Origin of the sequence: Streptomyces sp. NPDC005728 (assembly GCF_040630895.1) — a bacterium.
In the GTDB taxonomy this organism is placed as follows: domain Bacteria; phylum Actinomycetota; class Actinomycetes; order Streptomycetales; family Streptomycetaceae; genus Streptomyces.
Genome location: NZ_JBEXYL010000151.1, coordinates 1 through 13,922 on the forward strand (window position 1 = coordinate 1; position 13,922 = coordinate 13,922).

Below are 13,922 nucleotides of genomic sequence, written 5' to 3' on the forward strand. Positions count from 1 at the left end.
TTCCCCGGCCCACAACCTGACACCAGCAAGGTCCCCACCCATAACCACACCAACGACCGAGCTGGCCAGCAGTCACGACAAGGACCGTTGCAGTACTAGAGCGTCCGCACCGCGTCGGACGGCGGGTCGTAGGACAGCGGCTTCCGCTCGCACGAATCGTGACCGTGCGCGGTTCGCCTGGTCCGGGCCTGCTCAGTCTCGACCTGCGCCGTGAGTTGAAGGCCTGCGCAGGCGGCTTCAGTCGACCCGAGCACCAGCTTGCTCAGCGAGGGAGCGCGCCAGCTCCCCGAGCCGGGCTGGGTCCCTTTCCAGTGCCTTGGTGTTCAGGAACTTGAGCAGGGTGAAGAAGGTGTCGTCTGATTCAATCTGTGTCCAGGAGCATCGCGAGGGGGCCAGGCTCGTCGTACGGCACCTTCCGGAGTCGCGGCTCCTCCCGGGCGGTTTCGGTCGCTGCCGAAGTGGATGAGTGCCCGCGCGGTTCGGGGATCGCCTCTGATGTCATGACTCCTGCTGAGCCCTCCGTGGCCGGGGGGTGCTGGAGCTTTTGGTGACGCCGCCGTCATTACCAACAGGACCGTCGGCAGATGTGTCCCCACCATGCGCACCGCCAGCCGGTACGTCGGTGATTACGCCGTAATCACCGACGGGGCTTGCCGTCGTGCTGTCCTCGAGTCCACTAGCCGCCTGTTCTCGCTGGGCCGTGGCTGTACGTGCCCCTTCTCTCTCCTTCCGGGCACGCTCCGCCTTGAGCTCTTCCAAAGCTGCTTCCTGCTGCTCGGCCGTTTGGTCGGATCTAGCGGGATGGACAGGTCATGGTTCAGCTACACCGCGCTCCGGTCAGTGGCCTTCAGGGTGATCACGCTGGCCCTCTCCAACACGGGCGGGCGAGGACAAGGCAAGGCATCGGGGCTTGTATTGCCCTGCTGATGCCCACGCCTGGGTACTGACCAGCGGCATCCCCACGTCGTTGAGGACGTCCAAGCTCGCGGTGGCATGAGCGAGAGGCCAGCCAGTGTGGCCGACACACAAAACCTCTTCAGTGGCTGAAGCCATCAAGGCCACCAACGGCTGCGCTACCAAGGTGCCGTGGGACTGCCGTCCGGATCGAGCCCGTAGGGCCACTTATCTCTTGGAGAGAACAGTTCTGCTGCAGCCCTATCAAAGGTGATGAGGCTGCCGGCGTCGGCCGCCTGCCGGAAGGCAGCATCGGCTCGCTCCTGGTCACCAGCCCGCTGCCACATCAGCCCGATATAGCGCAATGCATGGGTCGCATCGATGCCGACGGCATGCCGGTAGAGGGCCTCAGCGCCCACCAAGTCCTCGGCCTTCTCACGAAGCTTCGCCAGGCCGATCAAGGCGGAGAGCCTCTCACCGGCGTCGGCGGCCTGCCGGAAGGCAACCTCAGCGCCCTCCAAGTCACCGGCTTCCTGCAGCATCGAGGCGAGAGCCAGCAAGGCCTGGGATTCTCCGGCATCAGCGGCCTGCCGGAAGGCAACCTCAGCGCCTCCCAGGTCCCCGGATTTCTCCAGTACCTGCGCGAGGCTGATCAAGGCGTGGGTTACGCCGTTGTCCGAAGCCTGCCGATAGGCAGCCTGTGCGCGCTCCAGGTTCCCGGCCGCCTGCCACATCTGCGCCAGCTTGTACAGGGCGTCAGTTTCACCTGCGTCGGCTGCCTGCCGCAAGGCAACCTCGGCGCCCTCCAAGTCCCCGGTCCTTTGCCGTAGGCGTGCCAGACTGAAGAGCGCCTGGGTGACGTCTGCTTCGGCGGCCTGCCGGTAGAGAGCCTCAGCGCCCACCAAGTCCTCGGCCTTCTCGCGAAGCAGGCCGAGTTCGATGAGGAGGCCTGGTTCGTCTGTGTCGGCGGCTTCCCGGTACAGAGCCTCAGCGCCTTCCATGTCCCCAGCCTCTGCCCGCATCCACGCCAGGCTGGGCAGCGCGTAGGGTTCGCCGGCGTCGGCGGCCTCCCGGTAGACAGCCTCAGCGCCCACCAAGTCTCCGGCCTTCTCCCGGGTTCCGGCCAGGTAGAGCAGGGCGCCCGTGTCACCCATGTCGGCGGCTTTGCGGAAGGCTGCCTCTGCGCGTTCGAAGTGTCCGGCCTCCCTCCATGTCAGGCCTGCGCTTGTCAGGGCGCCGAGTAGGCCGGCGTCGGCGGCCTGCTGAAAGGCAGCGTCAGCGCCTTTGCAATCGCCTGCCTTCACCTTCATCTGCGCAAGATTCAATAGGGCGCTGAATCCTCCGGCATCGGCGGCCTGGCGGTAGGCAGCCTCAGCGCCGTCCAGGTCCCCGGCCTGCTCGCGACTCCCTGCCAGGTGGAACAAGGTATTCAGATCGCCGGCGTCGGCGGCTTTTTGGCGAAGGTGGTGAGCCCACTGAAGGCGGTGCCTGGCTTGCGCCGCTCGCGCGAGTTCGTCCAAATCGGGGGAGTGGGTGAGATGAGTGTAGGAGGCGTGCCAGAAAGACGCGGGCGGGCACATCAAGCGTCGGGTCTCGCGACCGTGTTGTTCGAGGTAGTCGGCGAGACGGAAGGCCGGCCCTACGGCCTGCACAACCTCCGTTTGCACTGCCGTCTGACCAGGGAGGCGCCGTGTGGGACGCCGGTTGGTGCGGCTCAGGGGTGCTTGCTTGCCGTGGACAGGATGGGCGAGTTCCGCGTAGGTCTGCTCAGCCCAGTCCTCGGCGAGATTGCTGTAATCGTGGTCCGTCAGGTAGTCAGTGGCGGCATCGGTGAGGAAGGCCTGCGGAAGGTTCAGGCCGACTCCCAGACGCCTGGCGTCCATCGCCGCCTCCAGCACCGCCCGTGCTCCGGGGCTTCCGGTCTGGTAGCGCACGAGGAGTTCGGGTACTCCGGCGAGTTCCTGAGCCAGGCGGCCGTTTCGCCGGGCGCGAGTCAGGGCGTCGGCCAGGAGCCGGTCGCCACGTGTTGCGAGGGCAGCCGCGTCGTCCAGAGCCTGCGGGCCGAAGGTGTCAGGGACGGTGATGGTGCGGCCGGCCAGCAGTTCCCGCGTCCGGCTGTGCCGGTCTGCCCTGCCGGGTTGCGCCAGGCCGGAGTACTGGTGAGCGTATTCGGGCCAGAGGGTGCCCAGCACAAGAACGGGGATTCGATCTGAGCGGGTGAGCAGATGGTGGATTTGGGCTGCGATGCGCTCGCCCGTCCGAGGGTCTCCTAGGTAGTGCTGGGCCTCGTTCAGCCACACCACGGTTTTGGGTCGTACGTGTTGCAGTTCCTCCAGCGCCGCCTCTGCCCGGGTCGGATCGAAGGGATGCCATAGCCGCCAGCCTCGGCTGGCGAGCGGCTGCACAGCTTCCCAGCACGCCCTTGTTTTACCCGTGGCCGATGTGCCCACCAGGACCACCAGACGACTGTGTCCACCGGCCGCGTCGCCTACGGCCTCAGCCAGGAGCCGGTCATGGTCTCGGGGCACGTATCCGGGCAGTGCCCGCCGCGCCGTACCACTGGCCCGACCGGGTTCGGTCGAGCCGACAGTGCCAGCGGGATGCACCTCCAAGTCGTGCGGGTCCCAAGTGGAGATGGGCCGGCCCGGGCCCGCCTCATCGTCGCTGCGTCCGGCGTCCATGGGGGAGGCACCCTGCGCACGCCGGAGTTGGTCCAGCAGTTCGGCGGCTGGAAGGCGGAGGACGCGGGCTAGGGCGGCCACGGTGGCGGGGGAGGGCGGCGGGCTGCCGTGACGCAGAGCGTCATGGACGGTGGTCCGGCCCATGTGTGCACGGGCGGCCAGCTGTGTCTTCGACAGCCCGGATTCAGCCACAGCGTCCATCAAGCGGTCTCGTAACCGCATGAGTTCTGCCTCGTCCACACGTCCCCCAAGGTCTTGCCGTGTTCACCGATGTGCATCATCGTCCGGCCGCACCCCGGCGAACACCGGATCCGCAAATCTCGATCACGTCAGCACACCACCGATGTGGAGGTCGTCCGCCGTGACCCGTCTCGCCCTTGCACTGCTGGCCACCGCCGTGGTGGCCCTCATCGCGCTCATCGCCGCCGCTGGCGCAGGGAAACTGGCCCGCCTCGACGGTGCCAGCTATCCAGAGGCCCTCATGCGCGCAGGCGCCGTCTTCGCCATGGTTCTCACCCTCGGGGCCACCCTTGGCTCTGTCCTCGCACAGGTCCTGTCGTGAACCCGTTGTTGGCCCAGTCGCCGACAACGTGAGCGCGGCATCGGGGGTGCCATTGCCCGGAAACACGACGTGGCCGTCTTGTCTTGCAGGGAGCAAGGGAAGACGGCCACGTCGTGAGGACCAGTGCCGCGGCAGGCAACGTGCGCCAGTGATTACGCCGTAATCACTTCGGCTCTCCAGACCCTGCCTCCGCGGGGTGATTACGCCGTAATCACCCCGCAAAGCGGACCTCAAAGCGCGATCCTGCCCAAGTCAGGCACCGTGTCGCCGAACGCGACATGGGACATGAAGGCTGTCGCCTGAGACTCAGCCGCGCTGAACAACCTTCACCACCATCGCTCAGCGGGGTTGCCGCTCGCATCCAGTCCGAACGGCCAGCGCGGCCGCACGCTCTCCGAGGGTAGATGTCCGTGGTCAGCTGCTCGGCGGTAAAGACGCTCGGCTCCCTCGTTGTCTCCCTCGGCTTCCCGGATACGGGCCAGGCATCGCAGCGGCCAGGTGTCTCCCTGGTCGACGAGCATTCGGTACAGACGCAAAGCGCCCTCCTGGTCCCCGTCCCTCTCACGGTCCAGAGCCAAGAGGTGAACATCCATCCTGGAGCCACGTTCCGCGGCCTGGCAGTACAGTTCGTCGGCTGCGTTCCGGTCCCCGACCGCCTCACGCAGCCGAGCCAGGGCCAGGAGAGCCTTGGCGTCTCCTCGATCCGCAGCTATCCGGTAGAGCTGCTCGGCGCCGCTTGTATCCCCGGTCTCTTCCCGCATGCCGGCCCTGCTCAGCAACGGGGCGGTGTCGCCCCGGTCGGCTGCTTCGTGCGCCAGCCGCTCTGCATCCTCCTCGGCACCCGCCGCTTGCCGCAGCTCAAAGAGAAGTCGCACTGCCTCAGGGTGACCTTGGCCAGCGGCTTGGAATGCGTAAGCTTCGGCACCCTTGCGATCGCCGGCCCATTCCCGCAGTCGAAGCAAGCCCAGCATGGCGCTGCTCTCTCCCTGGCTGATGAGCTGACGGTACAACCGTTCGGCGCCATCCCGGTCGCCAAGAAATTCCCGTCGCTGGATGAGGTACCACACAACCGTGGCGGCTCCATCACGTGCACAGCGGAGGGCGTAGGTCGCGGCCCCGTCTGGGTCGCCGCCCATTTCCCGCTGTTGCACGAAGTCCCACACCGCATTGGTGGCGCCCTGGCTGGCGGCTTCGCGGGCGCAGCACTCGGCGCCTTCCCTGTCCCCAGCCCTCTCCCGCCGTGCAGCCAGATCCCCCAGGGCTAGCATGTCCCCATGATCAGCAGCCCGCCGGAACATCTGATCCGCGGCCTGCGCATCTCCCGCCGTGTGGTACCTCAAAGCGAGCACTCGCATGGCGTCGGTATCGCCGAGCTGGGCCGCCTCGCAATACAGCCTCTCGGCACCGTCTGTGTCCCCACCCTGCTGACGCATCCTGGCGAGATGGCGTAGAGCCTGGGCATCTGCACAGCCCGCAGCAAGCTGATACAACCGCTGTGCCGTCTCCGGATCCGTCTCCTCGTGCTTTTGCGCGAGTGTTCTCAGGGCGAGCGTGTCCCCATGGTCTGCGGCCTTCAGCGCGTAGTACTCGGCGCTCTCTACGTCACTCGCTATCTCTGCGAGATCCTGCAAAGGGCGGGTCTCCCCGAGCCTGGCGGCCTGCTGGGCGTAGTCCTCAGCGCCGGCCCAGTCTCCTGTTTCCCGTCGCCACCTGGCCAGACAGTACAGAGCCCACGTGTCGCCGATCTGAGCGGCCTTCACGTAAAGCCGTTCGACTCCTTCCCGGTCATCAGCGTCCTCCCGTAGTTCGGCTACTTCTGACACGGCTCGCCTGTCGCCGTGGCAGACGGCTCGCAGGGCATAGCCCTCAGCGCCGTCGCGGTCGCCGACCTCTTCCCTCAAAAGCGCCAAGTCGTACAGCGCATCGGTGTGCCCACGCTCTACCGCTGCTTGATAGAGGCGGTCTGCAATCTGCAGTCGCTGACGCTCCTCGGCGGCACTTGCGAACGACATGAGAGCAGCTGGCTCCGTAAGGTGCTCTGCCGCCGCATCCCAGAAGCCGGCTGGGGGGCACGCACCGCGCCTGGTGCGCGCGGTGTGAGCCTGCAGGTAGTCAGCCAGCCGGTAGCGAGGTTCGACGTAATCTGGCTGACCTGGCGGTGCCACCTCCTGCGTCAGAGGGCCCGGGATTCCACGGCATGCCTGAGCGGTGCCGTGCACGGCGCGTTCGAACCATGCCTGCCGCCATTGCGGTGTCTGGGTCCGCCAGTAGTCGAGGTGAAGGTAGGAACCGGCTGCCGCGCGGAGAAGGGCTTCGGGAAGCAACTCTCCGTGTCCTAGGCGGCGGGCGTCGGCTGCGGCGTCGAGCACGGCACGGACCTCGGGAGATGCCTGTTCGTACCGGGCTACCAGCTCGCGGGCTCCAGCGAGGTACTGGGTGATCCGGCTGCCGCCGTTGGCCAAGGCCTCAGCCAGTCGAGGATCGTCCGTAGCGAAGTCCCGCAGGGTGCTCAAGTCGTCGGTGGTGAAGCATTCAGCCACCGTGAGGGTGGAACCGTTGAGCAATGCGCGGGCCTGCTGGTGAGGGTCACGTTGCAGGGAGTCGCTCGGATGCTGGGTGAGAGTGGTGTGGTGCCTATGCCACAGAGTGCCCACAGCCAGTAGGGGACCCCGGTCGGGATCGGCCAGTAGCGACATCAGTGCACTGGCTGCCCGTCCGCCGGGGTCCGGCTGACCGTGGGGGAGAAGGTAGTGCTGGAGTTCGTTGAGCCAGAGCACGGTGTGGGCCAGGGAACGCTGGCGCCGCAGCCCCTGCAGGAGATCGGCACGGTCACTCGGCCGCCAGACCAGCCACCCTGCCGGCAATCGCGTGACGGCCTCCCATAACGCTCGGGACTTGCCGGTCGAGGAGTCTCCCACCAGCACCACCAAACGGCTCACGCCCGCGTCTGCCTGAGCCACTTCATTCCGAAGCCAGCCGTCGTGAGCGCGCGGTACGTACTGGGGCAGCCCCGTGCGCTCATCAGGGCATGGCGCACTGTGATCGGCCTCGATGGCAGGGTGCACCTGCAGATGCCGAACGGGGTCGATTTTGTCGAGGGTTCCCCCCAGCCTGCCAGGCGCCGCTTCCTGTGACAGAGACGGCGTCGGCGCCTCCTTGGTGCTTTCTTGTCGAGCGTTCTGACGCCACTTGAGCCACTGATCAACTGACAGGAGGCCCGGTGTGACATGAAGAGGGGAGAGGCTGCGCTCCTTTCGTGCCCCTGCGGCTGTGTGAACGAGTGTGATCACTACCCGCTCACTGGGCACATTCCTGCCGGCGCACCAGTCGGTGAGCCGCTGTTCGTTGAATTCCGGCCGCCTCTTCGGAGGGTTGCGCAGTTGCCGCTCAACTATCTCGGCACGGCGCGCGAACTGCTGTCGCGTCAAACCCGATGCCCTGATCAAGTCTTGGAGACGTTGAGCGAACTGCCTCCGGGCCGTCGTCGGCTCCTGATCCTGCGACACCCCCACCTCCGGTCTTCTCCGGTCCGGATCCGCTCCGGAGAACCGACCGTACTGGCCCTCGCCTGCAGTTTTGCCCCATTTCTTGATATGGGAGGTCGCAGCGTGCTCAGCCGATCTGCACGCTCTTCGCCATGACGAACACAGACAGGCACGACACGCCCGAACCCTCCTGCTCTCGCGCCAGGTCAAAGAAGGAGCGCTACTTCCTTGCAGCGATCGTGACCGGCATCGTCACAGGGATGGTCGACGTACTGGCCAGCCCTGTACTCCAGGCCGTCATCACCTGGTTCACCCCGAACTGAAGCCCCCTGCTGCCAAACGACAAGCACTCACGCTCGAGACTGGACACCGCCTGCCGTACAAGGCCCTGTACGGCAGGCTCAACCATGGCCCGGGCCGAACGAGTCAGAGTCCGCCGAGTAGTTACCGCGATCTGTACATCGTCACATCCGCATGGACCTGTCGACAGTTGCCGCCCCTCTTCGGAAGGTTCCGGCAAGCCACCCATCAAGATTCACCGCGTGAACCGCCATGCAGGGTCTGGGAGAAGTTGCACCCGCTCGTCCTGGGCCGGCTGGGTGCTGAAGAAGACTTGGACTGGTGGCGGTGCGCTATCGGCTCGGACACTTCAAATGTGGCCACCGGCTGTGCCTTCCCATGGATTTGTCGTCTCCGCGACCCCAGCAGTCCGTGGGCGGCGCACGGTGAGGCAAACCGCGAGAGCACCTGGAAGCCTCCCGGTCCGCTCGCATGCGACGGATACGGCGGGTCAACGCATCGGTCACGAGCCCATCGGATTCAGCGGGCTGACCCCGGTGCCCACGTACAGGTCAGGTTCCAGCGACAAGAGGGTGGCGTCCTCCCCGGCCTGCTGGGCAACGATCACCAACGACGCGGGATGCAGCACCCGCCAGTCCGCCTTCCGCCACGCGCTGGCCACCAGGCCGTGGGCCAGGGTGAAGTCAGCGGTCGTGGTGAAACGGCGCTGCAGGATGTGTTGACCAGCGCCGGGGCGTTCGCGCTCGGCGACCACGGCGGACAGGGCCGGAATCACGATCTCGGCATAGCCGTAGCTGGCCTCCACGTACAGGCCGTTGAGGAATTCGTCGCCATCGGCGAGTGCCTTGATACAGGTGTGGTCGAGCAGGACACGGATCACGCGGCGTGGTGCTCCTGTCCGAGGCTCTGCAGGAAGGCACGGGCTCGGCTCCGCGCGCCGTCAGAAACGGTCACCCCGGTCGTCTGCTTGATCTCCTCCAGGGCCTGCTGCGCACGCTGCTCCTTCTCCTCCTCGGTCAGCTCGCGCGCCACCAGCTCCGCCAGCAGGTCGTTCATGGTGGTGCCGCGTTCGCTGGCCAGGATCCTCAGGCGGTCGCGGACGTCTCTTGTCGTCTTGATACTGGTGTCCTTCTCTCCCATACAGCCACTCTACCGCCAGTAGAACGCACTCGGGCGGGGAGAGACGGGGCCGATTGTGGCTGAGCGCTTCGATGGCCCCTGAGCGCTCGAGGTGGCCCGTTGAGCGTCGCGGCTGGCCCGCAGGTGGGTGGGCACTGGCCGAGCTTTGACGGCAGCAGCCACCTTGTGCCCATACCTTAAGGTCCTTAAGGTATGGATATGGATGATGTCATGGGGATCGAAGCTGCTCGATCGCGGCTCGGCGAGATCGCCGACCGCGCACACGCCACAGGACAGACAACTCGCCTCACGCGACACGGCCGGACCGTAGCCGTTATCGGCCCCGCCGAATCGGCGAAGCCTGTCGGGGCTGTGATGGTGCAACTGGTCTGGGACAACAAGACATTCGACTGCATCCTGCCCGATGTGCCACGGGTCGGCGAGACGTTCGTCGAGGAAGAGGTAGGTCCGAATGCGGATGAGGAACTCGAGTGGCGCGTTACCGACGTCCGGTGGCGCGTAGCGGGCGCCGGACTCACTCGTAACCCGAAGGTGACCGTGGAGGTCCACCTCGCTTACCCGTAGCGAGCCTTGATTAACGGCAGTGCTGTCACCCGGCCAGCCAGGGCACAGGCTTCAGGCACTGCCCGGTCCGGCTGGATGCCCCTGGCGACGCCCCGGTTGCCGCCACTTTCACCCGCGTAAGGTACCGGAGACGGACACACCCGCCCCACCCCAACGCGGCCCGCGAGCCCTAGGGTTGCGGCAGCCGGGGGGGCCGGTGCCACGGCCAGGCCAGGCCAGGCCGGTCAGCCGAACAGGTCCCGCACCCGGATCGTGCGGATCCGCACCCGCTTCTCCCGCCGCTGCGGCAGCTGGTCGCCAGGCGCCGCACCGTCTGCCCGGGTGGTTTCCAGCTCGCCCGAGCCGCGACCCAGAAATCCCGCCACGCCTCCGACTCGGTCGGACCGCGCCCCACCACCGGCGAGCCCGGGCAGGACACCACATACCCGTCCGCCGTCAGCTCCACCGACACCACCCGCTCCACCACTCCGCCTTCAGCCAACGTGCGGCGGGGTGGTCAGATCAGCCTCGCCCGTCTCGACGAGGCAGCCGGGACCGGGGAAGATCGCCGTCGGCTGGCCGTCGTCGTACTCCACACGGTACGGCGGCCCACCACCTGGCCCGAGCACCTCGATGACCGTCGCACGATGTTCAGGCGTGCCGACCTTGCGGCCGGTGAACCGCAGCACGTCACCCACGTTCGCCCGCATCCCGGTCCCCTTTCGCTGTCCCGGCCACGGCCGCAACGGTAAAGGTCCACCCAGTGTGTCCCCGGCGCCCCGATCCCTCACGCGACAGCGGAGTCCCGCAGCCCCGCCCAGCGTCCCGCCGGGGGCGGAGCGGTGCCGGCTGTGTGGACTCCCACCGGGTGCCTGGGCCGGCAACGCGGTTCCCCGTCCGGCAACCCCGACGTCCGGGGCCGCGCAACGCGCCACATCCCCATGGGCGCAGCGCAGGGCTACGCTGTCCGGCGGTGATCTTCGGGGGGAGCCGTGTGGGCGGGAGCGTCCCCGGCCGGGCCGGTGCGGGGTGGGGCGGACCGGTGTCGGTCAGGCGGGTGTGGGTGAGGTGCAGCAGCCGCTGCAGGTGGCCGGGGATGCGGCGCACACGTAGCCGATGGCCGCGGCGGCGGGCCAGGTTCCGGACGGCGACCAGAGTGCCGATCCCGGCGCAGTCGCAGAAGTTCACACCGGCCAGGTCAATCACAGTCTCCTCGTACACGGCCACGGCAGCGGTGAGGGCGTGGCGCAGGTCCGCGGCGGTGCTGATGTCCAGCTCCCCGCACACCGTGATCACAGCCCGGCGCAGGGCCGGCCCCGCGCACACCGTGATCTCCATGTCCTGCTCCACCTCTCCGCGGCACGGCCGCGCCGCGCCCCCACGGGGCCGACATACGACCGGGATCCCCAGCCCTGCTCCCCCACACGACCGTTCAACAGCGGTCCTATCCAGGGTCGGAAGTCTCTGGACACATCGGTGGTGTGAACGATCACGTATTTCGTGATCGCCGACAGGCGGGGCCGCTGGTTGGCGTCGGCGCTGTCAGGGGCGTCGGTGGTAGACGGTGAGGGTGTCGACGGGGAGGAAGCCGGTCTTGGCCAGCAGCCGGGCGGCGGGAATGTCGCCGTCGGGGACGTCGGCGGTCAGGCGGACCACGCCATGGGTGTGGGCATGGTGCAGGCACTGGTTAAGCAGGCGGGTGCCGATGCCGCGGCGGCGGTGTTCGGTGCGCACGGCCAGCTGCCACAGGACGGCCATACCGGCGGTGTCGGGCGTGGGGGCGCGCAGGATAGCGGTGGCCATGTGGTGGCCGTCGGTATCGGTGAGTTCCAGCTGCCAGCCGGGAGGGTCGGCGATCGTCGTGACCTCTGCCAGCGGATACTCAGCCACTGGTGGCGGGGTTATGGTGAGGTCGCACAGGAAGTATTGCTGGGCACGGGTGGGGGTGAACCCGACCGCGGTCAGCGCCCGCGCGGTGGCTTTGCGGTGCCCGACGGGCAGGCCGGGAATCCCGGTAGCGGTGGCCGGGCCGGTGCACGCATACAGTGGCCGGCTGCCGAGATGGGCCCGGGCTAACGCGATGAGCGCGGCGACCGTCTCAAACTCCTCCCGTCCGTGGAGCCACACAATCAGCCCGGCCCCATCCGCTGCCCGAAGTCCGCAGCGCACCGCCCCGGCGACCCGGCCCTGCTGATCGCACACCATGAGAATGCCCGCACGACGTATGCCTGTGCCGGTCGATGCGAGGATGTCGCGGGCGGGACTCTGGCCTGGCAGCCGGTCGGCGTCGATCAGTTCCAGCACCGCGGGTGTGTCGTTCCCGACCATGAGGCGGGCGGTCAGCCCGGCCGTTCCGTCCGATAGCCGGATCGGTGCGTCCATGCGGCCCACTCCCTTCCCACGGACCACACAGGCCAGTGCAGCACACCTCGCCGCCCGCCGCACGAGACGAGCCCCAAAGGGGCCCTGGGATGATTTTGAAGCGCTGACATTACGCCCTGAGCCGCTGGACCTCCGGAGATGGCAGATATGCGCAGCAGAGGACCCGCACCGAGCGGAGATCAGGGTGCGGATCCTCTGTGTGACAACAGCTGGGTCCCCAGGAGACGTCGTGGATCAGCAGCCCGAGATCCCGAGGTGCGGGGCCGTCGGTCGTGACGTGCGTACGGAATCTCGCGGTGTGAACGAGGGACGTGAGCATGGGGTTACGGCACCTGGGCCTGTTGCGGCCGGAAAGTCACGAGGGGCGGCCGCAACGGACCGGGCCACGGCTTCCAGCAAGATCAAGAGGCGGCGGCAGTCGGCGACGGCGCCGTGGGGCCCGCCCAGCGGCTGATTGCGGTAGGTGCCGAGCTTGGCCGACCACAGGCCACGCCATGCCACGTAGGGCACCATGGCGTCGTGCCATCGGATGCGGCCAAGCCATTCCTGAGCCGCGCGGGGATCACCGAGATGGCAGCGCAGTTCCCGTTCGAACACTCCCCGGTCGAAACCCGCGGTATAGGCCACCACTGCCCGGCCGTGAAGCATCTGGGTCAACCGTGTCAGCAGCTGACCGAAGACGGCCGCCTTGGCGACGCGCTGCGGGGTGATCCCGTGCACGCCTTCGTCCGGACGGTCGTCATTGCCTGCGGCTGAGCGTGAAGCGGACGTTTAGGGGCGGCAGGAGCGCTGCAGCCTTCCAGCAGTCCGTTGGGGCCAAGGACGTCCAGGCGATCTGTCGGCCGTCCAGACGTCGCAGATCACTGAGGAGATCCCGCATCCTGCGATGAGCCACAGGTCAGTACGTCACGCAGCCTGGTCGACTACTTGGTGCACCCGGTTTGCCCGGTGGCGAGGGTCGCGCAGGCCTTGGCCTCGGCCGCGTCCTTGACGGCGATCATCGGCGTGTAGGCGATGGTGTCTCCGGCGGCGGTGATGTCATCCCTCTGGCGGACCTTGCCGACGGAGACCTGGACCTGGTCGCCCTGGGCGGCGCCGGTGATCCGTCCCCAGGCCGTGCCGCAGGTCTTGCTGTAGCGGACCTCCAGGGTGGTGGCGGCGACGGTGGCAGTCTTGGCGGTGGTGACCAGGTCGCCGCTGCAGCCCATGGCCCTGGCGTCCTTGCCGGTGCAGGCGGAGCCGCTGCACTTGACCCCGGCGGGCAGGCTGGTGCTGGGCGTCGGGGAGGGCGACTTGGCGGCGCTCTGGTTCTTGCCTCCGCTGCCCTGGTGGGTGAAGAAGACGACGGCGGCGAAGAGGACGAGGACACCGACCAGGCCCGCGAGGAACATCGTCAGCCGTTGCCTGCCCGCGGACCCCGTGCCGGATGGGCCGTCGGCGGGCCGTGGCGCCTGCGGCTGCCCGTCGTACGGGCTGGGCGTGGTCGGGGTAGAGCCGGGGCCGTCCGGCGAGACCGAAGGCAGCGCCCCGGCATCAGCTCCGGCGCCGGGACGGGCGGTTGGCTGCGACGGGCCCTGGTAGCCCGCCAGGTTCCAGGAGTTGGCCCCCGGGGTCGGACCGCAACCTGTGCCCTCACCGGCCGCCTGTCCGCCTGTCCCGCGATCCGTGCGCTCGCGGGAGTCGGCGTCGGACGCCGTCGGCTGGGGCAGGATCGTCGGTGCGACACCCAAGGGGCCGGCGATCCTCGGGGTTGCGGTGGCGCTGCCCCGACTACGGGCCGTCGTACCCCCACCGGTCCCGCTCACCCCGCCCGTCTCGGTCGCCCCGGACTCCCCGAGCGCGGCCCGCGCCTGGGAGATGCGGATCGCCTCCATCGTCCGGTCGTGCCGCATCTCGGCCCGGCTCCAGGCGCGTTCGGCCAGCTCCCACATCGTG

The 13,922-nt window shown here is 67.9% G+C and carries 13 protein-coding genes and 1 pseudogene; 4 read left to right on the top strand and 10 right to left on the bottom strand.

What is annotated here, in order from left to right; translation table 11 throughout:
* Positions 1–1,073 precede the first annotated feature (1,073 nt).
* Positions 1,074–3,353, bottom strand: coding sequence for a hypothetical protein (locus ABZ471_RS44465; protein WP_359074872.1), 2,280 nt, complete (start codon positions 3,351–3,353; stop codon positions 1,074–1,076).
* Between the two features lie 270 nt (positions 3,354–3,623).
* A pseudogene (locus ABZ471_RS44470) lies at positions 3,624–3,797 on the bottom strand (helix-turn-helix transcriptional regulator); the annotation flags it as partial.
* Between the two features lie 121 nt (positions 3,798–3,918).
* Here ABZ471_RS44470 and ABZ471_RS44475 point away from each other — a divergent pair.
* Positions 3,919–4,137 carry a hypothetical protein gene (locus tag ABZ471_RS44475; protein WP_359074860.1) on the top strand — a complete coding sequence of 73 codons (219 nt, stop codon included), beginning with the start codon at positions 3,919–3,921 and terminating at the stop codon, positions 4,135–4,137.
* A 326-nt stretch (positions 4,138–4,463) separates the two neighbouring features.
* On the opposite strand, the gene ABZ471_RS44480 is transcribed toward ABZ471_RS44475, so the two are convergent.
* Positions 4,464–7,643: a hypothetical protein gene (locus tag ABZ471_RS44480; protein ID WP_359074861.1), complete on the bottom strand. Its 3,180-nt coding sequence runs from the start codon at positions 7,641–7,643 to the stop codon at positions 4,464–4,466.
* Positions 7,644–7,774: 131 nt separating this feature from the next.
* Between ABZ471_RS44480 and ABZ471_RS44485 the strand changes: the two genes are divergently transcribed.
* Positions 7,775–7,945, top strand: a complete 171-nt coding sequence (locus tag ABZ471_RS44485) for a hypothetical protein (protein WP_359074862.1) — start codon at positions 7,775–7,777, stop codon at positions 7,943–7,945.
* A 479-nt stretch (positions 7,946–8,424) separates the two neighbouring features.
* Here ABZ471_RS44485 and ABZ471_RS44490 read toward each other — a convergent pair whose 3' ends face one another.
* A complete protein-coding gene (locus ABZ471_RS44490; protein WP_359074863.1) occupies positions 8,425–8,802 on the bottom strand; it encodes a PIN domain-containing protein in 378 nt (125 codons plus the stop codon).
* Positions 8,799–9,062: a hypothetical protein gene (locus ABZ471_RS44495; RefSeq protein WP_359074864.1), complete on the bottom strand. Its 264-nt coding sequence runs from the start codon at positions 9,060–9,062 to the stop codon at positions 8,799–8,801. Before ABZ471_RS44495 ends, ABZ471_RS44490 begins: the two co-directional genes overlap by 4 nt.
* A 198-nt stretch (positions 9,063–9,260) precedes the next feature.
* On the opposite strand from ABZ471_RS44495, the gene ABZ471_RS44500 reads away from it, so the two are divergent.
* Positions 9,261–9,626 (top strand): hypothetical protein, encoded by a 366-nt coding sequence (locus tag ABZ471_RS44500; protein ID WP_359074865.1) that lies wholly within the window; start codon positions 9,261–9,263, stop codon positions 9,624–9,626.
* Positions 9,627–9,850: 224 nt separating this feature from the next.
* Here the strand turns inward: ABZ471_RS44500 and ABZ471_RS44505 are convergent, their stop codons facing one another.
* From ABZ471_RS44505 to ABZ471_RS44520, 4 genes are all read right to left on the bottom strand, one after another.
* Positions 9,851–9,991: a hypothetical protein gene (locus tag ABZ471_RS44505; protein WP_359074866.1), complete on the bottom strand. Its 141-nt coding sequence runs from the start codon at positions 9,989–9,991 to the stop codon at positions 9,851–9,853.
* A 108-nt stretch (positions 9,992–10,099) separates the two neighbouring features.
* Positions 10,100–10,303: a DUF1918 domain-containing protein gene (locus tag ABZ471_RS44510; protein ID WP_359074867.1), complete on the bottom strand. Its 204-nt coding sequence runs from the start codon at positions 10,301–10,303 to the stop codon at positions 10,100–10,102.
* Positions 10,296–10,943 carry an STAS domain-containing protein gene (locus ABZ471_RS44515; RefSeq protein WP_359074868.1) on the bottom strand — a complete coding sequence of 216 codons (648 nt, stop codon included), beginning with the start codon at positions 10,941–10,943 and terminating at the stop codon, positions 10,296–10,298. The genes ABZ471_RS44510 and ABZ471_RS44515 overlap by 8 nt, the downstream gene beginning before the upstream one ends.
* Positions 10,944–11,147: 204 nt before the next feature.
* Positions 11,148–11,987 carry a GNAT family N-acetyltransferase gene (locus ABZ471_RS44520; RefSeq protein WP_359074869.1) on the bottom strand — a complete coding sequence of 280 codons (840 nt, stop codon included), beginning with the start codon at positions 11,985–11,987 and terminating at the stop codon, positions 11,148–11,150.
* A gap of 519 nt (positions 11,988–12,506) precedes the next feature.
* On the opposite strand from ABZ471_RS44520, the gene ABZ471_RS44525 reads away from it, so the two are divergent.
* Complete coding sequence (locus tag ABZ471_RS44525; protein ID WP_359074870.1) at positions 12,507–12,743, top strand: hypothetical protein; 237 nt, start codon at positions 12,507–12,509, stop codon at positions 12,741–12,743.
* A 167-nt stretch (positions 12,744–12,910) separates the two neighbouring features.
* Here ABZ471_RS44525 and ABZ471_RS44530 read toward each other — a convergent pair.
* Positions 12,911–13,922 (bottom strand): DUF2690 domain-containing protein (locus tag ABZ471_RS44530; protein ID WP_359074871.1); only part of this gene is annotated, 1,012 nt, incomplete at its 5' end.

Bases quoted from the DNA above. Each gene is read 5' to 3' on its own strand.
- ABZ471_RS44475 (WP_359074860.1), top strand. From the start codon at position 3,919: ATGTGGAGGTCGTCCGCCGTGACCCGTCTCGCCCTTGCACTGCTGGCC.
- ABZ471_RS44485 (WP_359074862.1), top strand. From the start codon at position 7,775: ATGACGAACACAGACAGGCACGACACGCCCGAACCCTCCTGCTCTCGC.
- ABZ471_RS44495 (WP_359074864.1), bottom strand. From the start codon at position 9,062: ATGGGAGAGAAGGACACCAGTATCAAGACGACAAGAGACGTCCGCGAC.
- ABZ471_RS44500 (WP_359074865.1), top strand. From the start codon at position 9,261: ATGGATGATGTCATGGGGATCGAAGCTGCTCGATCGCGGCTCGGCGAG.
- ABZ471_RS44515 (WP_359074868.1), bottom strand. From the start codon at position 10,943: ATGGAGATCACGGTGTGCGCGGGGCCGGCCCTGCGCCGGGCTGTGATC.
- ABZ471_RS44520 (WP_359074869.1), bottom strand. From the start codon at position 11,987: ATGGACGCACCGATCCGGCTATCGGACGGAACGGCCGGGCTGACCGCC.